Annotated in this window: 23 protein-coding genes and 1 pseudogene; 14 read left to right on the top strand and 10 right to left on the bottom strand. The window is 69.3% G+C overall.

Annotated features, from left to right (window positions below):
• Positions 1-25: 25 nt before the first annotated feature.
• On the top strand, positions 26-814 hold the full coding sequence (locus G5B56_RS17660) for a 5'-methylthioadenosine/adenosylhomocysteine nucleosidase (RefSeq protein ID WP_164964075.1): 789 nt from the start codon (positions 26-28) through the stop codon (positions 812-814).
• On the opposite strand, the gene G5B56_RS17655 is transcribed toward G5B56_RS17660, so the two are convergent.
• Together G5B56_RS17655 and G5B56_RS17650 are read right to left on the bottom strand one after the other, a co-directional pair.
• A complete protein-coding gene (locus G5B56_RS17655) occupies positions 798-1,361 on the bottom strand; it encodes a GNAT family N-acetyltransferase (protein ID WP_164964074.1) in 564 nt (187 codons plus the stop codon). The genes G5B56_RS17660 and G5B56_RS17655 overlap by 17 nt on opposite strands.
• A complete protein-coding gene (locus tag G5B56_RS17650; RefSeq protein WP_164964073.1) occupies positions 1,358-2,527 on the bottom strand; it encodes an aminotransferase class III-fold pyridoxal phosphate-dependent enzyme in 1,170 nt (389 codons plus the stop codon). Before G5B56_RS17650 ends, G5B56_RS17655 begins: the two co-directional genes overlap by 4 nt.
• Before the next feature lie 36 nt (positions 2,528-2,563).
• Here G5B56_RS17650 and G5B56_RS17645 point away from each other — a divergent pair, with 36 nt between their 5' ends.
• On the top strand, positions 2,564-3,397 hold the full coding sequence (locus G5B56_RS17645; RefSeq protein ID WP_164964072.1) for a Sir2 family NAD-dependent protein deacetylase: 834 nt from the start codon (positions 2,564-2,566) through the stop codon (positions 3,395-3,397).
• A gap of 2 nt (positions 3,398-3,399) precedes the next feature.
• A complete protein-coding gene (locus G5B56_RS17640) occupies positions 3,400-4,410 on the top strand; it encodes a hypothetical protein (RefSeq protein WP_164964071.1) in 1,011 nt (336 codons plus the stop codon).
• A gap of 3 nt (positions 4,411-4,413) precedes the next feature.
• On the opposite strand, the gene G5B56_RS17635 is transcribed toward G5B56_RS17640, so the two are convergent.
• Both G5B56_RS17635 and G5B56_RS17630 read right to left on the bottom strand, forming a co-directional pair.
• Positions 4,414-4,833 carry a type II toxin-antitoxin system HicB family antitoxin gene (locus G5B56_RS17635; protein ID WP_164964070.1) on the bottom strand — a complete coding sequence of 140 codons (420 nt, stop codon included), beginning with the start codon at positions 4,831-4,833 and terminating at the stop codon, positions 4,414-4,416.
• Positions 4,834-4,893: 60 nt separating this feature from the next.
• Positions 4,894-5,670 (bottom strand): YkgJ family cysteine cluster protein, encoded by a 777-nt coding sequence (locus tag G5B56_RS17630; RefSeq protein ID WP_164964069.1) that lies wholly within the window; start codon positions 5,668-5,670, stop codon positions 4,894-4,896.
• A gap of 110 nt (positions 5,671-5,780) precedes the next feature.
• Here G5B56_RS17630 and G5B56_RS17625 point away from each other — a divergent pair, with 110 nt between their 5' ends.
• A complete protein-coding gene (locus G5B56_RS17625; protein ID WP_164964068.1) occupies positions 5,781-8,078 on the top strand; it encodes a helicase C-terminal domain-containing protein in 2,298 nt (765 codons plus the stop codon).
• 17 nt (positions 8,079-8,095) lie between these two features.
• Positions 8,096-8,926 (top strand): alpha/beta fold hydrolase, encoded by an 831-nt coding sequence (locus G5B56_RS17620; protein ID WP_164964067.1) that lies wholly within the window; start codon positions 8,096-8,098, stop codon positions 8,924-8,926.
• Between the two features lie 22 nt (positions 8,927-8,948).
• Here the strand turns inward: G5B56_RS17620 and G5B56_RS17615 are convergent, their stop codons facing one another.
• From G5B56_RS17615 to G5B56_RS17605, 3 genes are read right to left on the bottom strand one after another with little or no spacing between them, the layout of a single operon-like run.
• On the bottom strand, positions 8,949-9,377 hold the full coding sequence (locus tag G5B56_RS17615; protein ID WP_164964066.1) for a type VII toxin-antitoxin system HepT family RNase toxin: 429 nt from the start codon (positions 9,375-9,377) through the stop codon (positions 8,949-8,951).
• Entirely contained in the window at positions 9,367-9,762 is a 396-nt protein-coding gene (locus G5B56_RS17610) for a type VII toxin-antitoxin system MntA family adenylyltransferase antitoxin (protein WP_164964065.1), read from the bottom strand. Before G5B56_RS17610 ends, G5B56_RS17615 begins: the two co-directional genes overlap by 11 nt.
• Positions 9,763-9,809: 47 nt before the next feature.
• Positions 9,810-10,568 (bottom strand): TSUP family transporter, encoded by a 759-nt coding sequence (locus tag G5B56_RS17605; protein ID WP_164964064.1) that lies wholly within the window; start codon positions 10,566-10,568, stop codon positions 9,810-9,812.
• A 135-nt stretch (positions 10,569-10,703) separates the two neighbouring features.
• Here G5B56_RS17605 and G5B56_RS17600 point away from each other — a divergent pair, with 135 nt between their 5' ends.
• The 6 genes from G5B56_RS17600 (at position 10,704) to G5B56_RS17575 (ending at position 16,521) form a co-directional block, all read left to right on the top strand.
• Positions 10,704-10,925 carry an RNA-binding S4 domain-containing protein gene (locus tag G5B56_RS17600; protein WP_014429908.1) on the top strand — a complete coding sequence of 74 codons (222 nt, stop codon included), beginning with the start codon at positions 10,704-10,706 and terminating at the stop codon, positions 10,923-10,925.
• An 11-nt stretch (positions 10,926-10,936) separates the two neighbouring features.
• Positions 10,937-12,250 (top strand): alanine racemase, encoded by a 1,314-nt coding sequence (locus G5B56_RS17595; protein ID WP_164964063.1) that lies wholly within the window; start codon positions 10,937-10,939, stop codon positions 12,248-12,250.
• A gap of 71 nt (positions 12,251-12,321) precedes the next feature.
• A complete protein-coding gene (locus G5B56_RS17590; protein WP_164964062.1) occupies positions 12,322-12,867 on the top strand; it encodes a GNAT family N-acetyltransferase in 546 nt (181 codons plus the stop codon).
• Positions 12,868-13,424: 557 nt separating this feature from the next.
• Positions 13,425-15,023: an ATP-dependent endonuclease gene (locus G5B56_RS17585; RefSeq protein WP_164964061.1), complete on the top strand. Its 1,599-nt coding sequence runs from the start codon at positions 13,425-13,427 to the stop codon at positions 15,021-15,023.
• Between the two features lie 182 nt (positions 15,024-15,205).
• Positions 15,206-15,514, top strand: a complete 309-nt coding sequence (locus G5B56_RS17580) for a hypothetical protein (RefSeq protein WP_164964060.1) — start codon at positions 15,206-15,208, stop codon at positions 15,512-15,514.
• Between the two features lie 122 nt (positions 15,515-15,636).
• The gene (locus G5B56_RS17575) at positions 15,637-16,521 is read left to right on the top strand and encodes a hypothetical protein (protein WP_164964059.1); all 885 of its coding nucleotides are present in this window, start codon (positions 15,637-15,639) and stop codon (positions 16,519-16,521) included.
• 405 nt (positions 16,522-16,926) lie between these two features.
• Here G5B56_RS17575 and G5B56_RS17570 read toward each other — a convergent pair.
• A pseudogene (locus G5B56_RS17570) lies at positions 16,927-17,166 on the bottom strand (transposase); the annotation flags it as partial.
• A 78-nt stretch (positions 17,167-17,244) separates the two neighbouring features.
• On the opposite strand from G5B56_RS17570, the gene G5B56_RS17565 reads away from it, so the two are divergent.
• The 3 genes from G5B56_RS17565 to G5B56_RS17555 all read left to right on the top strand — a co-directional run bounded on the left by G5B56_RS17565 (position 17,245) and on the right by G5B56_RS17555 (position 18,823).
• Positions 17,245-17,739, top strand: coding sequence for an SMI1/KNR4 family protein (locus G5B56_RS17565; protein ID WP_164964057.1), 495 nt, complete (start codon positions 17,245-17,247; stop codon positions 17,737-17,739).
• A gap of 23 nt (positions 17,740-17,762) precedes the next feature.
• Positions 17,763-18,251: a GNAT family N-acetyltransferase gene (locus tag G5B56_RS17560; protein WP_164964056.1), complete on the top strand. Its 489-nt coding sequence runs from the start codon at positions 17,763-17,765 to the stop codon at positions 18,249-18,251.
• A gap of 140 nt (positions 18,252-18,391) precedes the next feature.
• On the top strand, positions 18,392-18,823 hold the full coding sequence (locus G5B56_RS17555; RefSeq protein ID WP_164964055.1) for a hypothetical protein: 432 nt from the start codon (positions 18,392-18,394) through the stop codon (positions 18,821-18,823).
• 29 nt (positions 18,824-18,852) lie between these two features.
• Here G5B56_RS17555 and G5B56_RS17550 read toward each other — a convergent pair whose 3' ends face one another.
• Together G5B56_RS17550 and menB are read right to left on the bottom strand one after the other, a co-directional pair.
• Positions 18,853-20,271, bottom strand: a complete 1,419-nt coding sequence (locus G5B56_RS17550) for a class I adenylate-forming enzyme family protein (RefSeq protein ID WP_164964054.1) — start codon at positions 20,269-20,271, stop codon at positions 18,853-18,855.
• Positions 20,268-21,110 carry a 1,4-dihydroxy-2-naphthoyl-CoA synthase gene (gene menB / locus G5B56_RS17545; RefSeq protein WP_132647874.1) on the bottom strand — a complete coding sequence of 281 codons (843 nt, stop codon included), beginning with the start codon at positions 21,108-21,110 and terminating at the stop codon, positions 20,268-20,270. Before menB ends, G5B56_RS17550 begins: the two co-directional genes overlap by 4 nt.
• Between the last annotated feature and the right edge of the window lie 41 nt (positions 21,111-21,151).

Here is a 21,151-nt window from a genome sequence, read left to right as displayed (position 1 = left end):
GCGCGCCGCCTCCACCCCGAGCCCGATGTCCGACACCCCCGCCCCGCTGGGCCTCGTCGCCGCCCTGCAGCGTGAACTGCGCGATCTGCTCGCGGCGATGCCCGACGCGCGGCCGCGCACGATCGGCGGGCGCGAGTTCTGGCACGGCACGCTCGAAGGCCACGAGGTGGTCGCGGTGCAGTCGCGTGTCGGCAAGGTGGCCGCGGCGGCGACGACCGCGGCGCTGATCTCGCACTACCGCGTCGGCGCCGTCGTGCTGACCGGCATCGCCGGCGGCCTGGCGCCCGGTGTCGCGGTCGGCGACGTCGTCGTCTCGGCCGAGCTGCTGCAGCACGACCTGGACGGCTCGCCCTTCTTCCCGCGCTGGGAGGTGCCGCTGACCGGCGTCTCGCGTTTCCCGGCCGACACCGTGCTGGCCGAACGCGCCGCCGCCGCCGCACGCGCGGCGCTGGCCGACCCGCTGGCGCTGTTCGGCGAGGCGCTGGTGCAGGAGTTCTCGCTGCACGCGCCAACCGTGCACACCGGCCTCATCGTCAGCGGCGACCGCTTCGTGCGCACGCGCGAAGACCGCGACGCGCTCTGCGCCGCCTTGCCCGACGCGCTGGCCGTCGAGATGGAAGGCGCGGCCGTCGCCCAGGTCTGCCACGAATGGGGCCTGCCCTTCGTCGCGATCCGCGCGATCTCCGACCGCGCCGACGACGCCGCGCACGGCGACTTCAAACGTTTCCTGTCGGCCGTCTGCTCGCACTACGGCGCGGCGGTGGTGCGGCGGCTGCTGGCCGATCTGCCCCGGACGTTCAGGGCGCCAGCCTAGACGGCGCGACCCGCCCGAACAGCAGCACGTCTTCGTAGGCGCCGCCGATCTGGAGGTGGCGCACCAGACAGCCCTCGGGCCGCAGCCCGGCTTTCTGCAGCACCCGCGCCGAAGCCGGGTTGCGCGCCAGGCAGCGGCCGGCGAAACGCGTCAGGCCGAGCTCGTTCTCGGCGAAGTCGAGCAGCGCACGTGTCGCCTCGGTGGCGTGGCCCTGGCCCCAGTGCTCGTGGCCGATCCAGTAGCCGACCTCGGCGTGCGCGTGCGCGGCACTGACGTTCAGCAGCGCGATCGCGCCGAGCAGCACGCCGTCGCGGCGGCGTTCGATCGCGTAGGTGATCTCGCGCCCGGCCAGCCAGCCGAACGGGTGCGTCGTGATCCAGGCCGCAGCAGCACCGTCGGGATACGGGTGCGGGATCGCCAGCGTCATCTCGGCGACACGCCGGTCGCCGGCCAGACGCTGCACCTCGGGTGCGTCGCCGGCGATGAACGGCCGCAGCCGCAGGTGGCGGGCTTCGATGACGGGCTGGGGCGGCATCGTGGTGCTCATCGCGGGGCTCCGGGTTCGGCGGCGAGCGTCTGGCCGATCTCACGCACCAGCGTGTCGACCATCGCCTTCGTCACCGTCAGCGGCGGCATGAAACGCAGGCTGGCACCACGCTGGCCGACAACCTGGCCACGCTCGAACAGCCGGCGTGCGACCCGCTGCGCCAGCGCCTCGTCGGCCAGTTGCAGCGCCAGCATCAGCCCGCGGCCACGCACGTCCAGCACCTGCTGCGGCCGGCGCTGCTGCAGCGCGGCCAGGCGGGCGGCGAAGTGTTCGCCGACGGCCGCGCCGCGTGCCACCCAGTCGCCGGCTTCCAGCGCCTCGATGACGGCCAGAGCCGCCGCGCAGCCGCCCGGGTCGTTCTGGTGCGACTGGGCATAACGCAGCGGCTGCGCGTCCAGCGCCGCGGCCACCGCGGCGTCGACCGTCAGCGCGCTGACCGGGTAGCCGTTGCCCAGCGCCTTGCCGCAGGCCACCAGCTGTGGCGCCAGGCCGTAGTGCTGGTAGCCGAACCAGCGCCCGGTGCGGCCGAAGCCGGTCGTCACCTCGTTGCAGACGAGCCGGGCGCCGGCGCGGCGTGCAGCCTCGACGGCGCGGGCGACGAAGTCCTCGCGCGGGAAACGCACCACCTCCAGCGAGGCGCCGCCGACCTCCAGCACCAGCGCCCCCGCCTCGTGCCAGGGCAAGGCGTCGATGGCGGCCAGGTCGTCGCAGCGCAGGTCGATGCGGCGCTCGTTGTCGGCGGCCAGGCGGCCGAAGCCGAAGGCCGACAGATAGCTGCTGTCCAGGCGCACGAAGCGCCGCCGGCCCGACAGGTGCATCGCGATCTGCAGCCCCAGGTTGACGGCCTCCGAGCCCGAGGACAGGAAGACGCTGCGCCCGCCCGGCAGGCCGTGCAGCCGCGCCAGCCGTGCGGCCAGCGTCTCGGCTTCGGCGCTGCGGAAGGCGTAACCCTGGTGCATCACGGCGTTCAGCGACCGCCGGATCGCCCGGTTCACCGCCGGGTGCGCATGGCCCAGGTTGGCGGCCCAGACGCCGGACTCGAAATCGACGTAAGGCCGGCCCTGCGCGTCGACGAGGCGGCAGCCGCGGGCGCGCGCCAGCACACGCTCGGGCTGGCCGTACAGCGGCAGGATGCCGTGGGCTCGGTCGTCGGGCTCGCAGATCATCGGGCTATTCTCCCGCCCGCACGAATGCCGAACTTGATGGATCCCAGCGCCCTCGCCCATGCCGCCGAACTGATCGACCAGGCCGATGCGGTGATCGTCGCCGCCGGGGCCGGCATCGGCGTCGATTCGGGCCTGCCCGACTTCCGCGGCGACAGCGGCTTCTGGACCGCCTACCCGGCGCTCGGCGCCGCCGGGCTGCACTTCACCGAGATCGCCTGCCCCGACAGCTTCGAGCGCGACCCGGCGCTGGCCTGGGGCTTCTACGGCCACCGGCTGGACCTGTACCGCCGCACCGTGCCGCACGCCGGCTTCGCGATCCTGAAACGCTGGATGGACCGTGCGCCGGCCGGCGGCTTCGTCTTCACGAGCAACGTCGACGGCCAGTTCCAGCGTGCCGGCATCGCCGCCGACCGCATCGCCGAATGCCACGGCACCATCCACTGGCTGCAGTGCGCACGCCCGTGCGGCGATGCGCTGTGGCCGGCCGACGAACTGGTGGTCGACGTCGACACCGCCGCCTGCCGCTGGCGCGGCGAGCTGCCGCGCTGTCCGCGCTGCGGTGCGCTGGCGCGGCCCAACATCCTGATGTTCGGCGACGCGCAATGGCTGGCGACGCGCACCGAAGCCCAGATCGGCGCGCTGACGCAGTGGCTGAAAGGCTTGCGCCGCCCGGTCGTCGTCGAGATCGGCGCCGGCACCGCGGTGCCTTCGGTGCGGCGTTTCGGCCAGCATCTGCTGCACGCCCACGACGCCCGGCTGCTGCGGCTGAACCCGCGTGAACACGCGGTGCCCAACCCGCTGCACGTCGGCCTGGCCTGCGGCGCGCTCGAAGGGCTGGCGGCGATCGACGCCACGCTGGCCGCCGGCTGACGATGGACTGGTTCCAGCGCCTGACCGGCTTTGCCGAGCCCGCCGCCGACGAGCTGCGTCGGCGCCTGCACTGGCGCGACGGCCGGCTGCACGCGCCCGAAACCGGCCGCAGCTGGGCCGTCGGCGAGCTGGAACTCGTCACGCTGGGCACGCTGCGTGAACGTGCCGCAGCCTTGCCGCCGGCGCCGCCACCCCGCTGCCGCGTCGTGCAGGGCGACGTGCGTGCACTGCACCGCGACCCGGCGCTGGCCGGCGCGCTGTTCCAGGTGGCGTCGCAGTTCAACCTGCTGGAGATGATCGGCCCGCACGTCACGCCCGACGACGGCGTGACGCGCTACGAACACGACCGCACGCAAGGCCCGGCCTGCGCGATGGCCTGCGGCGCGGCGACCCTCGTGCGCCACTACTTCGTGCCGGTCGACGGCCTCCCCGGCCAGACCGCAGCGCGCCAGCTCGACACGCTGGCCGGCCTGGGCGAGGCGCTGGCCGCGGCCACCGGGCGGCCACGCGAAGCGCTCTGGGAGATGCGCAACGGCTACGCACTGCCCAGCGCCGACGGCCTGACCGCCATCGACGCCCATCTGGCGGCGCTGGACGAAGCCGGCCTCGACACGCTGCGTACGCGGCTGGCAATCGGCGTGCACCGCGACGTCGAGGTGACCGACGTCACCGCGCCACCGGGGCCGGTGGTCTCGCAAGCCTTCTGCTCGGCGCTGCCGGTCGCCTACTCGCGCCACCGCGGCGCGCCCTGGGCGCGTTTCGCGACGCTGGTGCTCGAAGCGGCCTACGAAGCGACGCTCTGGGAAGCGCGCCTGGCCGCCGCCGCCGGCAAACCGCCGCGGGTGCTGCTGACGCAACTCGGCGGCGGCGCCTTCGGCAACGACGAAGCCTGGATCGGCGCGGCGATGCGCCGCGCCTTCGCCTCGCCCGCCGCAGCCGGGCTGGAGCTGCACCTCGTCAGCTACGGGCCGCCGTCGAAGATGCTGCTGGAGCTGGCGGACGAAGTCGGCTGAAGCTCAGCTGACGACCAAGGCCAGGTCCTTGCCGATCGCCGAGAAGGCACGGCCGATGGTGTCGATCTTGGTCGCGTGCGACAGGTCCAGCAGGCGTGTCACCTCCTGCGGACGCACACCCATCGCGCGCGCCAGCTCGGCCGGGCGCAGCTGCTGCCGGCACAGCTCGTTGAGCAGCGCCACCTTGGCCGCCACCGACAAGGGCAGCGCCACCCAGGCTTCGCCCGGCTGCAGCGCGCTGGGCGGCGGCACGGGGCGCTGATCCTCGAAATAGAAGTCCATCGCGGTCAGCAAGGCGTCGGCTGCGGCCTGCTCGGCTTCGGCCAGCGTGTCGCCTTGCGTGATCGCTTCCGGGATGTCGCGGAACGTGACGACGTAACCGCCGTCGGTGTCGGGGCTGAAGAGTGCGGGGTACTTCGACATGGAGGCACCCAATGCAAACAATATTGTTTACACCGGCAAGCCGCTTCGACACCGCGGCGTTCAGCCAGCTCCCGGCCGCAGGCGGTCGAACACCGCTTCCTGCTCGCCCGGCGCGAGCTCGTCGCAGCGTGCGCCGGCCAGCGGGTCCTCGCCCGCCCACCAGGCGGCGGCGGGGCCGGGGTGGTCCAGCGCCGTCACCAGCGCCTCGTTGAACTCGTAGACGCCCCAGGCCAGGCCGGCGTCGCGCAGCGAGGACTGCAGCGCCCCCTGCACCAGCGCGCGCACCTGGCGGTGGCCGGCGCTGGACGGCACCTCGGCGCGGCGGCCGGCGGCGGCTTCGGCACAGGCACGGGCGTCGGTCGACGCGTGGCCGCGGCAGGCCAGCGGGCGCACCGGGTAGATGACGCAGACACCTTGCGCCAGGAAAGGGCAGCGCACCGGGTCGGCGGCACGTTCGGCCTCGCTGCGGCGGTGGGTCTTCGCCTCTGCGGCACGCAAGGCGCCGACGAGGTCGATGCCGCGGTCGGCCAGCGGTGGCGCCACGCGGGCGAGGAAGTGCGCGGCCAGCAGCACCTCGGGCATCGTCGCGACGACACGCAGCTGGCAGCAGGTGGCGCAGGCCTTGCGGCAGGCCAGCGGGGGCTCGTCGCCGCAGCGCAGGCGCACGTTGCCGTCGAAGGTGTCGACCGCCTGCGCCATCAGGCGCTCGACGCCGGCGGTGCTGCCGCGGCCGCCGTGCAGCGTGGTGTCGAACGCGCGGTGCAGCGCGCGGTAGAAGTCGAGGTCGTCGCCGGCGGGCAGATCGGCGTGGGCGGCGGAGGCGGTGTCCCAGGACATCGGCAGGTCTCGTTGCCGGCGGCGCGGCGGTGCCGGCACCTTAACCAGGGTCAGCCGCGGCACCTTTGCAAAGGCGCAAACCCGGCCTGCCACTGGACGAAAATACAGCCGTGACCGACACGCCCGCAGACACACCGGCCGACGCGCCCGCCTACACCGTGCCGGTGCGCGCGCTGTGTGCCTTCGCGGCCAAGACCGGCGACCTGGACCTGCGTTTCACGCCGGCACCGACGGCCGCCGAAGGCATCGCCGGCCACCGCCGCGTCGCCGCGCGCCGCGGCCCCGGGCACGAGAGCGAGGTCGCGCTGGAAGGCCGCTGGCAGCAGCTGCGCGTGCGCGGCCGCGCCGACGGCGTCGACCTGGGGCGCGCGCTGGTCGAGGAGGTGAAGACCCACCGTGGCCCGGTCGAGCGCATTCCCGAGCACCACCGCGCGCTGCACCGCGCCCAGGCGCGGGTCTACGGCGCGCTGCTGGCCGCCACGCACGAGCTGCCGCGTGTGACGGTGCGCGTGCTCTACTGGAACATCGACCGCGAGAGCGAAACCGTCTTCGACGAGACGCTGACCGCGTCCGAGCTGCAGGCCCACTTCGAGGCGCTGTGCAGCCGCTTCGCCGCCTGGGCCGACGCCGAGCTCGCGCACCGCGCCGCGCGCGACGCCGCGCTGTCGGCGCTGGCCTGGCCGCACGACGCCTTCCGCGCCGGCCAGCGTGAACTGGCGACCGCGGTCTACAACGCCGCACGCGCCGGCCGGCCGCTGCTGGCGCAGGCGCCCACCGGCATCGGCAAGACGATGGCGACGCTGTTCCCGACGCTCAAAGCCCTGCCCGGCCAGCGCCTGGACCGCGTCTTCTTCCTCGCCGCCAAGACGCCCGGCCGGCGCCTGGCGCTGGACGCGCTGGCCACGCTGCGCGCCGGCGGCGCGCGCCCGCTGCGTGTGCTGCAGCTCGTCGCACGCGACAAGGCCTGCGCCGAACCCGGCCGGGCCTGCCACGGCGACGACTGCCGCCTGGCACGCGGCTTCTACGACCGCTTGCCGGCGGCGCGCCAGGCGGCGCTGGGCGCACTGGAGCACGACCCCGAGGCGCTGCCCGCCGTCGCCGCCGAACACGCCGTCTGCCCCTACTACCTGGCGCAGGAGATGGCGCGCTGGGCCGACGTCGTCGTCGGCGACTTCAACTACGTCTTCGACTCGGGCGCGCTGCTGCACGCCTTGCTGCAGGAAAACGGCTGGCGCGCGGTCGCGCTGGTCGACGAGGCGCACAACCTCGTCTCGCGGGCACGCGAGATGTACAGCGCGACGCTGGACGCCGCCGCGGTGCGCGCCGCCAAGCGCAGCGCGCCGGCGGCGCTGAAGCGCCCGGTCGAACGCGTCGCGCGGGCGCTGGGCGCGCTGGCCAAGGCCGGCGACGCGCCGTTCGAGGTCGCCGACGCGGCACCCGACAAGCTGCTCGACGCGCTGCGAAACTACATCTCGGCGGCCAGCGAGCTCGCGGTGCAGCAGCCCACCGCGCTGGCCGGCGACGCGCTGCAGCTGCACTTCGACGCGCTGCGTTTCGCCGAACTGGCCGAGCTGCTGGACCCGGCGACCAGCCAGTTCGACCTGACGCGCCGCCCCGGCCCGCGCGACAAGCCCGAGGCCGTGGCCTGCGTGCGCTGCGTCGTGCCGGCGCCGTTCCTCAAACCGCGGTTCGAGGCGCTGCACACCACGGTGCTGTTCTCGGCGACGCTGGCACCGGCGCCCTACCAGCGCGACCTGCTCGGCCTGGGCGAGGGCGCGGCCTGGCTGGACTGCGAGTCGCCGTTCGACGCCGCGCAGCTGGCGGTGCGCATCGCCCCGCTGTCCACGCGTTATGCCGACCGCGAGGCTTCGCTGGCGCCGCTGGCGGCGCTGATCGCGCGCCAGTACGCCGAGATGCCGGGCAACTACCTGGCCTTCTTCAGCAGCTTCGACTACCTGGAACGCACCGCCGCCGCGCTGCAGGCGGCCGCGCCCGAGCTGCCGCTGCGCTGCCAGCAGCGCCGCATGGACGAAGCCGAACGCCGCGCCTTCGTCGATTCCTTCGCCGAAGGCGGGCGCCAGGTCGGCCTGGCGGTGCTGGGCGGCGCTTTCGGCGAAGGCATCGACCTGCCGGGCTCGCGCCTGGTCGGCGCCTTCGTCGCGACGCTGGGCCTGCCGCCGGTGGACGCGGTGCAGGAGGCGATGAAGACGCGGCTGGAAGCGCGTTTCGGCGCCGGCTGGGCCTACACCTACCTCGTGCCCGGGCTGCAGAAGGTGGTGCAGGCAGCCGGCCGCGTGATCCGCACGCCGCAAGACCGCGGCGTGCTGCACCTCGTCGACGACCGCTTCGGCCGCGCCGAGGTGCGCGCGCTGCTGCCGGGGTGGTGGTGGGTGCGGCGGGGCGGCTGAAGTCGACAGGAGGAGCAGTGTTCGAGCACTTCGACGTCGCCACCCCCGACGGCAGTCTGCACGTCGTGCAGGCGCGCATGCCGGGCCGCCCGCTGCTGGTGATCCACGGCGGCCCCGACTGGGACCACAGCTATCTGCTGCCGGCCGTCGCCGGGCTCTGCGGCCACGGCATCCGGCCGGTCCTGTTCGACCTGCGGGGTTGCGGGCATTCGTTTCGTTGCGCCGACGACACCGGCTACACGGTCGACGCCGTCGTCGGCGACATCGGCGCGCTGATGGACACGCTGAGCCTGGCGCAGGCCGACGTGCTCGGCTTCAGCTTCGGCGGTGTCGTCGCGCAGGCGCTGGCGGCCCGGCAGCCGCAGCACATCGAGCGCCTGGTGCTGGCGTCGACCGCCTACCCGGTGGCCGCCGAAGCAACGCGCGCCCCGGCCCGGCCCGAGCTGCGCGCGCTGTGGAAGCAGATCTTCGACACCGAGCCCGACTCGCTCGCCGCGACCCGGCGGCTGGCGCTGGAGACGCTGGAACTCGACGTGCACCGCCCCGAGGCGCTGGACGCCGCACGCCGGCTGGTCGGCGCGGTCGCCTTCTCCGGCGAGTGGCTGGGTGCCGTGCGCCGGCACGGCTTGAAGGGCGCGCGCGGCACGATCGAGTCGCTGAGAGCGCTGGACGGGCGCGTGCACTTGGTGCACGGCGAACACGACGCACGTTTTGCCGTCGAAGCGGCCCGGGCTGCGCACGCGATGCTGCCCGGGGCCACGCTGCAAGTGCTGCCCAGGGCCGGCCACCTGGCCTATCTGGATGCGCCGGCCGACTGGCAGACGGCGCTGGCGGCAGCGCTGGCCTGAACGCCGGGTGGGCGGGCCTCGCTCAGCCCGCCACGCCCCCACCGTCGCGCAGCAACAGGGCCTGGCTGTATTGCAGGAACTCGTCGAGGTGCGAGGTGATGATCGCGACCGTGATCGGCAGTTGCAGCGCCTGATCCTCGTGCACCGCGATGTTGCGGAAGCCGACCATGCGCTTGAGCGCATCGGCCAGACCGGCATCGATCCAGCCGGCCCGGGCCAGCAGGGCGAAGACGTCGCGTGCACTCTGCGGCACGCCGAGCCGTTCGCGGCGGATCAGGTGCTGGCCCATGTCGAGGGCCGCCTCGCAGGCGCGCTGGATGTTCAGGATCGCGGCGTCCTGGCGCGTGTAGTCGCTGGCGAAGCCGGCCGGGTTGGCGGCGTACTCCTCGCGTGCACGGCCGACGCAGCGCTCGATCACCGCCGCCTTGTTCAGCAACACGTCATCGGCCATGGATGGTCCCCGTTCGGCGGATGTCCTGCAGCAGCCCGGCCCGTGCCGTGTCGAGGGCCGTCTTCTCGCTCAGCGCCGCCGCCTCGAACAGGCCGGCGCGCGTGTCGGCCGCCCACCACCGTTCGCCGGTCGTGATCACGCGGTACTGCATGACGGTCGAGGCGGCACGAAGGTCGAGCAGGTCGACATCGCAGCCGGCAAGGTCGGCCAGTTCGCCGGACAGCTCGAACAAGGCCATCGGATCGGCATAACCGGCGACGAGCACCGCGAGGTCCAGGTCGCTGGCGGGGCCCGCCGTCCCGTCGATGCGGCTGCCGAAGGCGTAGACCGCCAGCAAGCCGGGCAGGCGGCGCTGCAGCAGTTCGACGATCGTCGCGCGGTTCATGGCGGCATTGTCCGATGAAGCGGGGCGGCCGCGCCCGGCGATCACGCTCAGCGCATGAACGCGTCGTACCCCGTCTTCAGGATCAGCGCCCCGACGACGACGATGAACACGTGGCGCACGAAGCCGGCGCCGTGCTTCAGCGCCAGCCGCGAGCCCACCAGGCTGCCGAGCACGTTGGCCACCGCCATCGTCAGCCCGATGTGCCACCAGACGTGGCCCTTGGCGGCGAACAGGCCGATCGCCGCCAGGTTGGTCGCCACGTTCAGCAGCTTGGCCGAGGCCGACGCGTTGAGAAAGTCGTAGCCCAGCAGGCGCACGAACAGGAAGATGAAGAAGCTGCCGGTGCCCGGGCCGAAGAAGCCGTCGTAGAAGCCGATGACGAGGCCGATGGCCGACGCGGCCGCGGTCTCGACGGCGCGCGAGGCGATCGGCGCGTGGTGCTTGCCGAGGTCCTTGCGCGCCACGGTGTAGATCAGCACCGCCAGCAGGATCAGCGGCAGCGCCTTGCGCAGGAAAGCCGGGTCGACCAGCGTCACCGCCCAGGCGCCGAGCAGACCGCCGATGAGCGCCGCGCCGGCAGCCGGGCCGATGACCGCCCAGCGCAGGTCCACGCGCCGCGCGTACTGCCAGCAGGCGAACGAGGTGCCCCAGACCGACGCGCTCTTGTTGGTGCCGAACAGCGTGGCCGCCGGCGCCGTGGGGTAGGCGGCGAACAAGGCCGGCACGAGGATCAGCCCGCCGCCGCCGACGATGGAGTCGACGAGGCCGGCGAAGAACGAGGCGAAGGTGACGAGAGCGAGGTCCATCGGGAAGCGGCGGCCCAGCAGGCGGGGAGAGCAGTCGGATCGAGGAGGCGCGGCCGCGCGCGTCGGCCGTCGGGCGACGGCGGGGCGCGCATTGTCTCAGGGCCGAATGGACACCTCGGGGGGACAATCGGCGCAATGGACACGACCGACTTCGCCCTGCGCGGCGACTACATCACGCTGGACGCGCTGCTCAAGGCCACCGGCTGGGCTTCCAGCGGCGGCGACGCCAAGGCCGCGATCGCCGACGGCCGCGCCGTCGTCAACGGCGAGGCCGAGACGCGCCGCGGGCGCAAGCTGCGCGCCGGCGACGTCGTCGAGTTCGACGGCCACCGCGCGGCGATCCAGGCCGCCGCCTGAAGGAGCCGCCGATGGCGCTGGACCTTGCCGCGCTGCTGGCCGAAGCGCTGCCCGCCACGACCAAAGGCCTGGCCGCCCGCGCGGTGGGCCGGCCGCTGGCCGAGCTGGGCGCGCTGGGCCTGACGCTGGCCGGCGGCGAGCTGCCGTGGCCGGTGGCCGTGCTGCAAGACTCTGCGCTGGCGCACAACAGCGCCTGGATGCGCGACTTCTGCGCCCGCGCCGGCGTCAGCCTGTGCCCGCACGGCAAGACGACGATGGCGCCGCAGCTCTTCGAGCGCCAGCTTGCCGATGGTGCCTGGGGCATCACCGCCGCCACCGCCGCCCACGTGCGAACGTATCGCCACTTCGGCGTGCCGCGTGTGCTGCTGGCCAACCAGCTGGTCGGCGCGGCCAACGTCGACCTCGTGCTGGCCGAACTGGCCGCCGACCCGGCGTTCGACTTCTACACGCTGGTCGACTCCGAAGCCGCGCTGGCCGAACTGCTGGCCGGGCTGGCGCGACGGCCGATGGGCCGGCCGCTGCAAGTCTTGCTGGAACTGGGCGCCCCGGGCGCCCGCACCGGCGTGCGCGGGCGCGACGCCGCGCTGGCGCTGGGCCGCGCGATCCGCGCCGCCGCGCCGGCCGTCGTGCTGCGCGGCATCGAAGCCTACGAAGGCGTCGTGCCGGGCGACGGCGAAGCCGCGGTCGAACTGGCGGCGCTGACGCTGATCGAGCAGATCGGCGACATCGCCGCGGCCGGCGTCGCCGAAGCCTGGTTCGCGCCGGGCGAGGTCATCGTCTCGGCCGGCGGCTCGCAGTTCTTCGACCTGGCGGCCCAGGTGCTGGCGGCAGTGGACGCGCGCCCGGGCGGCCCCGCGGTGCGCCCGGTGCTGCGCAGCGGCTGCTACCTGTCGCACGACGCGCTGCACTACGAACGCATGCAGGCCCGGCTGCGCCAGCGCGCCGGCGCGCTGTGGGGCCGCGGCCCGGGGCTGCGCAACGCGCTGGAGGTCTGGACCGTCGTGCAGTCGGTGCCCGAACCCGGCCGCGCGATCTGCGCCGCCGGCAAACGCGACCTGTCGCACGACCTGATGCTGCCGCAGCCGGTGGGGTGGTGGCCGGCGGGCGAGGCGACGCCGCGCGCCCTGCCGTCAGGCATCAAGACCGTGGCGCTGTCGGACCAGCACGCCTGGGTGGACGCAGCCGACGGCGCGATGCCGTGGCGGGTGGGCGATCTGGTCGGCTTCGGCGTCGGCCATCCGTGCACGACCTTCGACCGCTGGGGGCTGCTCTACACGGTCGACGACGGGTATCGGGTGACGGGTGGGGTGAGGACGTTCTTCTGAACATCCTCGGCACCGAGGCGTATCCACGGCGACACCGATGCCTCGGTTGAGAGATTCGTTGGAGTGAGCCGATGCCGATCGAAACCCCGCGCTTGAATCTGTTGACGCCGGAGGAGGTCTCCGCCGAGGCGGTTCAACAGTACTTCGTCGCCAACCGGGCGTTCTTGGCCGAATGGGAACCGAGACGGTCGGACGATTACTACGATCTCCCGACGATGTCGAGGATGGTCGAGACGCAGCAGGAACAGTTCCGCGCGCGCACGGGCGTCAACTTCTACCTCACGCGGCAGGGGAGCACGGAGGTCATCGGCACCATCGGCTTCTCCAACATCGTCTACGGCTGCTTCCTGTCGTGCTTCCTGGGTTATCGCTCGAGCCAGGGCAACGAGGGCCAGGGGTTGATGCAGGAAGGGCTGAGGGCAGCGATCCGGTGGGTGTTCGGTTCACTCGCGCTGCATCGCATCGAAGCGAACGTGATGCCGCGCAATCTGGCGTCGAAGCGGGTGCTGGAACGGCTCGGTTTCGAGCTGGAAGGCAGCAGCCGGAAATATCTGAAGATCAACGGCGTCTGGGAAGATCATCAGCATTACGTGCTGTTGAACGAGGGCGTCGAGTAGCGCCCTCGGGGTCGTTCGCGAGGTGCGCCTACCGTTCAGGAAGGGCTCTCAGGAGAGCCCGTGAACGATCTCGCTGCGCCGGCATTTGGGCTCGGCCATCGAGCACGCCACCGCCGTAGCGTGCCGCGGCCACCGGGTGGCCGGCTCCGTTCATGTCCCCCGGGCGGGCTGCGCCCGCCCTCCTCCTTTACTTCACTCCACCGGCCACCCGGCGCCCGCGGCAGGGCGGTGCGGGGTCTATGCGCTCAGCATGGCCGACCTCCCCTCGAGGGCGGGCGGAAGGCTTGGCGGACAAGATTGAGCGGCGCAGAATCGTGCGCGACCAACGCCACTTTCGGCGTCTTTTTTACGCCTGTGGACCTGAGCGATCGGCGACGGGAATCTCAAGCGCGACAAGGGCTGAGTCTCCGTCCGTGGCGTCTGTTACGCGAACGTTGGATGCTATACGCAGCGTTCGGACGCCGCATATAACAAGGGTTAGGCATCAGAACTTCACCTATCGCCACTTCCCAGCCAAAACAAGCGCGCTGCGGAACCACTACAACGAGAGGGAGACGATGAAGATATCCAGGCTCGCGGTACAGAACTTTCGCTCGCTAAAGTCCATCGACTTTCGGCCCAGGGCATTTAACATTCTAGTTGGCAGAAACAACCATGGGAAGTCCAACATATTTGAGGCAGTCGAGTGGTTTTACTCTGGCAAGGGCGAGATTACTGACATCAAGCTGGCAGGCGCGCCCGCAGCCGAAGATGTTGCAGTAGAGATTGAGTTTTCAGGTGTTCAGGCGGGCATCGCGCTGATCTCCAACGCCGAGAACCAGCAAAAGCTGCGAAACGTCGTCGGTGACTCAGACAGCCTCCGGGTGCGCAGGACGAGCAAGGATGCAAAGAGCCGCTATGTCTTCAACGTCAAGGAGGACAAGTGGCAGAAGCAGCCCACTGGCGCCGATAGCGCGTTCAACAACTGCATACCGCGCTTTGAGTTTGTGCTGACCGACAAGAGCCTCAAGGAGGTCTCAGCATTCAAAGCGACAACACCGATCGGGCAGATGCTCAGCAGCGTGGTATCCGAAGCACTGGAGAAGGACGAGAAGTATCTGGACTTCAAGGCCAAGTTTGAAGAACTATTTCAGTCGCCGGAATCCAGCGTTCGCAAGCTACTGCAAGAAACCAGCGAGCGTGTTCGCTCCCACCTCACACTTCAGTTCCCGGACTGCAGTTCCGTCGAATTCAAGGTAGAAATTCCCGCATTTGAAGAGTTTCTGAAGAGCTATACGACGACGGTGGATGATGGGGTAGCCACCGACGCTCACGCCAAGGGCGATGGCATGCAACGCGCGCTAATGCTCGCGATCATCAAGGCACATGCCGACTCAAGGCGCGCGGACGCACTGGGCAAAGCGTTCCTCTTCTTCATCGACGAGGCGGAGCTACACCTTCATCCGACTGCACAGCGCCAGCTCAAGAGTGCACTTGGTTCCCTAGCGGACGGCGTCGACCAAGTCTTCATCACGACACACTCTTCTGTCTTCTTGTCCGACATGATCACCGATCAGGCCGAGTTCGTCGTTGAGAAGGAAGACGGGACGACTACCGTTAGTCCTATGACAGCCCGAACGCGGATGAGAACGGTCTATGACTTACTAGGCGGAAGCCCAACCGACCTCTTACTGCCGGCAAACTTTCTCGTTGTTGAAGGTCCTAGTGAGGTGGCCTTTCTAGAACTGGTGTGCTCACGCCACTATCCGGACATGCCACGCATTCAGATTGTGGCCGCAGATGGCGATGATGAGCGCCAAGCCAACTATCTCGCGGCCATCATGAAGGCCTACGCCCCGCTTGGCGATTCGGCAATATACAAGAGCAAGGCTGTGCTGCTGTTCGACAAACCTACCGGAGAAGACAAGGTTCAGCGGCTGGCCAACTTCCTGGATGCGCACCGGGACATTCGAGATGGCGGGCGAGCCCACACGCTGCCCACGTTGACTCTCGAAGACTACTACCCAGCCGCACTTCGACAACAACGGGCAGAGTTGCGCCAGAAGGTTAAGCTCGCGAGATTCATTGGCCAAAACATTACACGCGAGTCATTCGAGGCCGACATGCCTATCGTGCATGCGGCGCTGACCGCCTGCTGGCGATATGCGTATGCGTAAATGACGACGCATTCAGAATCGGCGCGCTGACGCCTAAGCCCTCCGGTCGAGGCGAGGTCCAACGGCAAGGCAGCCCCGACTCACCTCGAACGTTGTAACCAATGCCGAGAAAGTGCCTAACCAACAACTGGCTTATGGCCGGCCTTGCTCTCGCGCTACTAGTTTTCGGCGTTTGCCTTAGCGTGAGCTGCAAGAACTTTCAGTGGCTTAGCCGCTTCGGCGCCTTGGTCATCTGCAAGGGCGTTATTACGCTGACACGTCCCAGCATTCTTGGGAAAGACATAAAGGGCCACGTCATCATGGCTGACACCGGCCTCAGTCACCTCGACCCAGAGCACTGGAAAAAACTCGGAGAACCACCTCCGCCTTACGTCGAAGAAGACATCAAGTCTCGTACTGCGGTTGGCTGGCTTGGCCCGCTTATGTGCTTCGTGGGCACCGCCACCAACGGGTTCGCTGACCTACTCAACAAAATCATGGGTTACACATGAGTTCCAACTAGGCTCTTCAGCCGCCGTTCTTGCTGTAGCGAAACGGAGGCAATAACGCGGTCGAGTTTTGGCGTGAGGCCGCACAACCCACACTGTCGCGGGCTCGCCCCGCTCAAATTACGATGTCTGACCTTGCCACTCGCGTTGCCGACTCCGTCCGACAGCACTTTGTCTCGCTCTCGTGTGTTCAGGATTTGCCGGATTCCGAAATACGGAAAGTTCTGGTCTTCTCCGGTTTCGTTGTAGAAATAGCAGATGAGTGGTTCTACATTACTGCGGGTCACATTCTTCGCCGGATCCGCACAGCGCAGAAAACAGGCTCGACTTTTGATGCCTGGCGCCTCGGGGACCATACGGCAGGCAACAAGTTCAATGGAATGGCCGTTCCGTATGATTTCCAGCTTGACCAATGGTGCGTCATTGAAGACGAGGACCAAGGCTTAGATTACGCCGCCGTCCACATTGGCGGGCTTTATCGTCGTCAACTTGAAGTCGGAGGTATCTCACCCCTAAAAAAGGCGGCATGGGCGACGCCCGACATGAACCACGATCACTGGGTGCTGGCGGGGATTCCTTCCGAAAGCGTATCCTATGATGGCATAACCAACATAGCCGCACGCTTTGTCGCTGCGCCATTGTCTTCTACAGCTGCCCCACCGCTTGCTGGCCCACGTTCGCAGAACCAGTTCTACGCCCTCCTCGCCGATGGCGGCGAGGAGGCGGTCCGCGACATTGACGGAATGAGCGGCGGGCCTGTTTTCATGCTCAAGCATGAAGATGGCAAGTGGAAGTACGGCGTTATCGGTGTGCAGTCCGGATGGTATCGGGCGGATCGAACGATTGTTGCATGCCCATTCGCTTCTTTTGCCGTCGCACTTGAAGAGGCGATTCAATCTGCACTGCAGCACAACAGCTCAGCCGAGGCTCAGCCGGTGCTGCCTAAGCCATCTACAGGAGGTCCCGCCGAGTCAACACGCGGAGGCTCCGGTAAATCGTCTTCCAGCTGAGGCGTGCGCCGAAAGGCCGCATCGGCTCAGAGAACAGACTGCACATCTACAGACGGCCTTGTTGCACGGCTTGGCCGTGCGGGCCCAGAGACGAACCGCTCGGCGGGGCTCCGTTCACTATCCGTCGTAGCCTGTGGCACGACATGGGACTAGTCCGACCTGTGTGATGCATCTCCTGCCGCACGCCTGGAGGAAGTCGGTGAGTTCAGGGTAGGTCGCGTCAGCAGGCTGCGGCGACGTCGCCACCGGGTTTGCTACTGACGCGATCGGCGTCGAAGCGCTGGCCCTTGGCGAGTACTGAACTAGGTCGATTTACGCTGTCCCGTCTCGCAAGCCTGCCACACCGATCATGTCCCGGGCTTGAGCGACACGTTCGCTGACCGCGTGCAGACGTAAGCTCCCCCGTCAAGTAGACAGCTCAGAAGTAGAGACATCCTGGTTGAACACCCTGGGCTTGAAGGCTGCCGGCGGCAGGTCGCCCAGAGACTCGTGGGGACGGTATTCGTTGTAGTCGGTCAGCCAGTCGTCGGCCGCGAGCTGGACCTCGCTGACGGCGTTGAACAGCCAGGCGTTGAGCACTTCCTCGCGGAAGCTGCGGTTGAATCGCTCGATGAAGGCGTTCTGGTTGGGTTTGCCGGGCTGGATTGACCTGCCCCCTTCCGCCATACCAGCGACTCGGAAGGCGGCAAACGCACTGTCCCTTTCACTCCCGAGGTGTCACCCATGGCCATACCGACCGCTTCGTTCTGGGGAACAAATTACTACGGGCATCCGCCGCTGACCGACAACATGCTACGAAGAGCGGAGGAAGTTCTGCAGGTGAAGCTTCCAAAGGCGCTCATATCGCTCTTGCGTATTCAGAACGGTGGCTACACCAACGGCTTTGCACATCCGATGCCGGCGCGCACGAGCTGGGCAGCGGATCACGTTCCTCTGGATGAACTCTTCGGAGTCGTCACCGACGAGAGCGTACAAACCGCTCAGAACATCCTGAGCACCGCGTATATGACCAAGGAGTGGGACCTACCGCCCAAGCAGGTGTTGCTTTCGGGAAACGGGCACTGGTGGATCACCCTGGACTATCGGCGCGGCCCAGCGCCTAGCGTCGCCTGGATGGACGTTGACTGCGGGGAAGACGTTCAGATCTCGCCATCCTTTTCGGAATTTATGAATGGTCTTGTGCCTGCTGCGGCCTTCGAGACCGGGGATGGCACTTAAAACATCGCTGACTCTCTGTCCCTATGAAAATCTCGCTAAGACCAGTCACGATTCAGAACCTCGACGACGTTGTCAGTCTGAAACTCCTTGACCATCAGATCGACTTCCTCGCCAGCAACGCCTACTCTATTGCCGAGGCAAGCCTGAATCCGGCACTGCGAACGCACGCGATCTATGGCGACGAGCAGGTAATCGGCTTCATCTTGTACTGCCGGCCCGAGGAAACTGACGAGAAGCCGGGAACCTTTGGCATCTGGAGGCTGATGATCGACGCGGACCATCAAGGCCGCGGCTACGGCAGACAAGCGCTCGAACTCGTGCTTCGAGAGATCTGCGCAGATGCGTCTGCCAGAGAAATCCACATCTGCTACAAACCTGCCAATGAGGCCGCCAAGCGCTTCTATGCAAGCCTAGGGTTTCAGGAGCAGGGCATCGAACCGGACACCGGCGAGATGGACGCAGTAGTGAGCCCTGCTGGTATCACCTGGTCAGCAGGCACAGGTTCGGCATAACGCGTCAACAGAGACTTCCCAGCGAGTCAGGACGCGATGGCTCGGCAAATCAACTTCCCGCGGAGGCCCGCGCATCGCGCCCCATCACGACCTGAATCGTCTGATTCGTCTTCCGCCGCAGGCCTGAAGAAAGTCTCGTCATGGACTGGAAGCTGATCCACCACGGCCCCCGGACGCAATCCTTGCTGATCGCAGGCACGGATCTGTGGTCCCGGCCGTGGAAGACACGAGGCGAAGAAACTCTGGTGGTCGACGATCCGGTGGCGGGCAGCAAGCCACAGCGGCTGACGCAGTACTTCGTCGAGGCCGATGGCAAGGCCTACGAGTTCGCCGCGACCGAGACCGCTCCGGGCATCTGGTTGATCTATCGGCCAACCGGCAACCGCCACCGATGGCTCGCACTGCGGCTGACCGGGTACGTCTTCGGCTTCGCCGGGACGTTCATCCTCGTGCACGGGTTTGAAACGTCGCCGAGAGTGGCGCTGGTCGGCGGTGTTCTACTCGGCCTGGCGGTGGCTGCCGATCGGTATGCGGCGGCCCGCCTGGACAGCGGCAACGCATCGCACCGTTGATCCACAGGCCGTGAGCCCCGCCAGCAGGATCAGGCCTTCAACCCCCGCAACTCCCCCACCCTCGCCCCCAGCGCGCCTCGATCCGGCTTGCCGGCCGCCGTGACCGGCAACGCATCGACCCAGACCACCGCCCGCGGCCGCTTGTGGCGTGCCAGATGCGCGGCCAGGTGGGCGACGATCGTGGCGTCGTCCGGCGGCGTGCCGTCGGCCACCAGCGCCGCGGCGACGGTCTGGCCCCAGGTTTCGTCGGGCACGCCGAAGACGGCCGCGGCGGCGATGCCGGGCAGCGCTTCCAGCACGCGCTCCACCTCGGCCGGGTAGACGTTCTCACCGCCGCTGACGATCAGGTCGTGGCGGCGGCCGAAGAGTTCGACATGACCGTCGGCGTGGATGCGGCCGTGGTCGCCGGTGTCGAACCAGGCCTCGGGGTCCAGCGCCGGCTCGCCCAGGTAGCCGTGCATGCGCATCGCGCCGCGCACCTGCAGGCGCTCGCCGTCGGCACGCAGTTCGGCGCCGGGCAGCACGGTGCCGCAGCCCCAGGGTTCGGCGTCGAAACGCGCTTCGTACGGCGTGGCGACGATCTGCGAGCAGGTCTCGGTGCAGCCGTAGGTGACGACGACCGGCAGCCGCGCCGCACGCGCCCGGGCGAAGAGCCGCGGCGACGCCGCCGAGCCACCCAGCAGCAGCGTGCGGAAATACGGTGGCGCCACCCAGCCCGGGTGCGCGTCCAGCGTCAGCGCCAGCATCGTCGGCACCAGCGACGCCAGCGTGATGCGTTCGTGTTCGATCAGCCCCGGCAGCCGTGCGGCGTCGAAACGCGGCGCCAGCACCAGCGTCGCGCGGGCGGCCAGGCAGCGCGTCAGGATCGACAGCCCGCCGACCCGCGCCAGCGGCATCGCCAGCAGCCAGCGGTCGCCGGGCTGCCAGCCGACGTTGGCAGCGTGCGCGGCGGCCGACGCACGGAAGGCGGCGCGGGTCAGCACCGCGCCGCGCGCGCGGCCGGTGGTGCCCGAGGTGAAGATCACCGCCGCGGCGTCGGCCGGCAAGGCGCCGGCGGCTTCGCAGGCGGCAGTCTCGGCGGCGTGTTCAGCGGCCGTGGCACGCGGGTGCAGCAGCAGCGCCGGCACGCCGGCCTCGAGCAGCGCCAGCAGTTCGACGACGGTGGCGACCGCGTTGTGGCCGACGACCGGCACCGCGCCGCCGGCATGGCCCGCCAGCGCCCCGATGCGCGGTGCGGCCGCGGTGGCCAGGTCGGCCCAGGTCCAGACCCGGCCGTCCTCGGCGACGACGGCCGGCGCGGCGCCGGCCTCGCGCGCCGCGGCGCGGATCGACAGCGCACCGACGTCGGCCACCGCACCGGCCAGCGGCGTATCGCCGCGCCCGGCGCTCGCGCCACCCGCCGCCGCGCCGCGACCGGCGGCGGTCTCCGGCGCGCTGGCGCCGCTCACGGCAGCCGCGGGAACTTGCGGAAGTCCGGCTTGCGCTTTTCCAGGAAGGCGTTCTTGCCTTCCTTGCCTTCTTCGGAGAGGTAGTACAGCAGCGTGGCGTTGCCGGCCAGCTCCTGCAGCCCGGCCTGGCCGTCGCAGTCGGCGTTCAGCGCCGCCTTCAGGCAGCGCAGCGCGATCGGGCTGTTGGCCAGCATCTCGCGGCACCACTGCACGGTCTCTTCTTCCAGCCGCTCGTAAGGCACGACGCAGTTGACGAGGCCCATGTCCAGCGCCTCCTGCGCGCCGTACTGGCGGCACAGGAACCAGATCTCGCGCGCCTTCTTCTGGCCGACGATGCGCGCCATGTAGCTGGCGCCGTAGCCGCCGTCGAAGCTGCCGACACGCGGGCCGGTCTGGCCGAAACGCGCGTTGTCGGCGGCGATCGTCAGGTCGCAGATCATGTGCAGCACGTGGCCGCCGCCGATGGCGTAGCCGGCGACCATCGCGACGACGGGCTTGGGCAGCGTGCGGATCTGGCGCTGCAGGTCCAGCACGTTCAGGCGCGGCACGCCGTCGCCGCCGACATAGCCGCCGTGGCCGCGCACACGCTGGTCGCCGCCGGAGCAGAAGGCGTCCTTGCCGGCGCCGGTGAGGATGATCACGCCGACGTTCTCGTCGTCGCGCGCATCGGCGAAGGCGCGTTCCATCTCCTGCACCGTCTCCGGGCGGAAGGCGTTGCGCACCTCGGGGCGGTTGATCGTGATCTTGGCGATGCCCTCGTCGCACTTCTCGTAGACGATGTCGCCATAGCCGGCGACGGCGGTCCAGGCGGGGATGGGCGGCAGTTCGGTCGTGCTCATGCGCTCTCGGGAGTCGGACGAAAGGCGAGACTCTAGCTTGA

Origin of the sequence: Rubrivivax sp. JA1026, assembly GCF_011065555.1 — a bacterium.
GTDB lineage: Bacteria > Pseudomonadota > Gammaproteobacteria > Burkholderiales > Burkholderiaceae_C > Rubrivivax > Rubrivivax benzoatilyticus.
The sequence above is the reverse complement of the archived record's forward strand: the minus strand, read 5'-3'. Positions and strand labels throughout refer to the sequence as shown.

What these genes read in the sequence shown, in the direction of transcription:
- G5B56_RS17590 (WP_164964062.1), top strand. Translation starts at nt 12,322, where the DNA reads ATGCCGATCGAAACCCCGCGCTTGAATCTGTTGACGCCGGAGGAGGTC.
- G5B56_RS17630 (WP_164964069.1), bottom strand. Translation starts at nt 5,670, where the DNA reads ATGTCCTGGGACACCGCCTCCGCCGCCCACGCCGATCTGCCCGCCGGC.
- G5B56_RS17640 (WP_164964071.1), top strand. Translation starts at nt 3,400, where the DNA reads ATGGACTGGTTCCAGCGCCTGACCGGCTTTGCCGAGCCCGCCGCCGAC.
- G5B56_RS17600 (WP_014429908.1), top strand. Translation starts at nt 10,704, where the DNA reads ATGGACACGACCGACTTCGCCCTGCGCGGCGACTACATCACGCTGGAC.
- G5B56_RS17575 (WP_164964059.1), top strand. Translation starts at nt 15,637, where the DNA reads ATGTCTGACCTTGCCACTCGCGTTGCCGACTCCGTCCGACAGCACTTT.
- G5B56_RS17655 (WP_164964074.1), bottom strand. Translation starts at nt 1,361, where the DNA reads ATGAGCACCACGATGCCGCCCCAGCCCGTCATCGAAGCCCGCCACCTG.
- G5B56_RS17605 (WP_164964064.1), bottom strand. Translation starts at nt 10,568, where the DNA reads ATGGACCTCGCTCTCGTCACCTTCGCCTCGTTCTTCGCCGGCCTCGTC.
- G5B56_RS17645 (WP_164964072.1), top strand. Translation starts at nt 2,564, where the DNA reads ATGGATCCCAGCGCCCTCGCCCATGCCGCCGAACTGATCGACCAGGCC.
- G5B56_RS17615 (WP_164964066.1), bottom strand. Translation starts at nt 9,377, where the DNA reads ATGGCCGATGACGTGTTGCTGAACAAGGCGGCGGTGATCGAGCGCTGC.
- G5B56_RS17565 (WP_164964057.1), top strand. Translation starts at nt 17,245, where the DNA reads ATGGCCATACCGACCGCTTCGTTCTGGGGAACAAATTACTACGGGCAT.
- G5B56_RS17585 (WP_164964061.1), top strand. Translation starts at nt 13,425, where the DNA reads ATGAAGATATCCAGGCTCGCGGTACAGAACTTTCGCTCGCTAAAGTCC.
- G5B56_RS17650 (WP_164964073.1), bottom strand. Translation starts at nt 2,527, where the DNA reads ATGATCTGCGAGCCCGACGACCGAGCCCACGGCATCCTGCCGCTGTAC.
- G5B56_RS17560 (WP_164964056.1), top strand. Translation starts at nt 17,763, where the DNA reads ATGAAAATCTCGCTAAGACCAGTCACGATTCAGAACCTCGACGACGTT.
- G5B56_RS17635 (WP_164964070.1), bottom strand. Translation starts at nt 4,833, where the DNA reads ATGTCGAAGTACCCCGCACTCTTCAGCCCCGACACCGACGGCGGTTAC.
- G5B56_RS17595 (WP_164964063.1), top strand. Translation starts at nt 10,937, where the DNA reads ATGGCGCTGGACCTTGCCGCGCTGCTGGCCGAAGCGCTGCCCGCCACG.
- G5B56_RS17610 (WP_164964065.1), bottom strand. Translation starts at nt 9,762, where the DNA reads ATGAACCGCGCGACGATCGTCGAACTGCTGCAGCGCCGCCTGCCCGGC.
- G5B56_RS17555 (WP_164964055.1), top strand. Translation starts at nt 18,392, where the DNA reads ATGGACTGGAAGCTGATCCACCACGGCCCCCGGACGCAATCCTTGCTG.
- G5B56_RS17660 (WP_164964075.1), top strand. Translation starts at nt 26, where the DNA reads ATGTCCGACACCCCCGCCCCGCTGGGCCTCGTCGCCGCCCTGCAGCGT.
- menB (WP_132647874.1), bottom strand. Translation starts at nt 21,110, where the DNA reads ATGAGCACGACCGAACTGCCGCCCATCCCCGCCTGGACCGCCGTCGCC.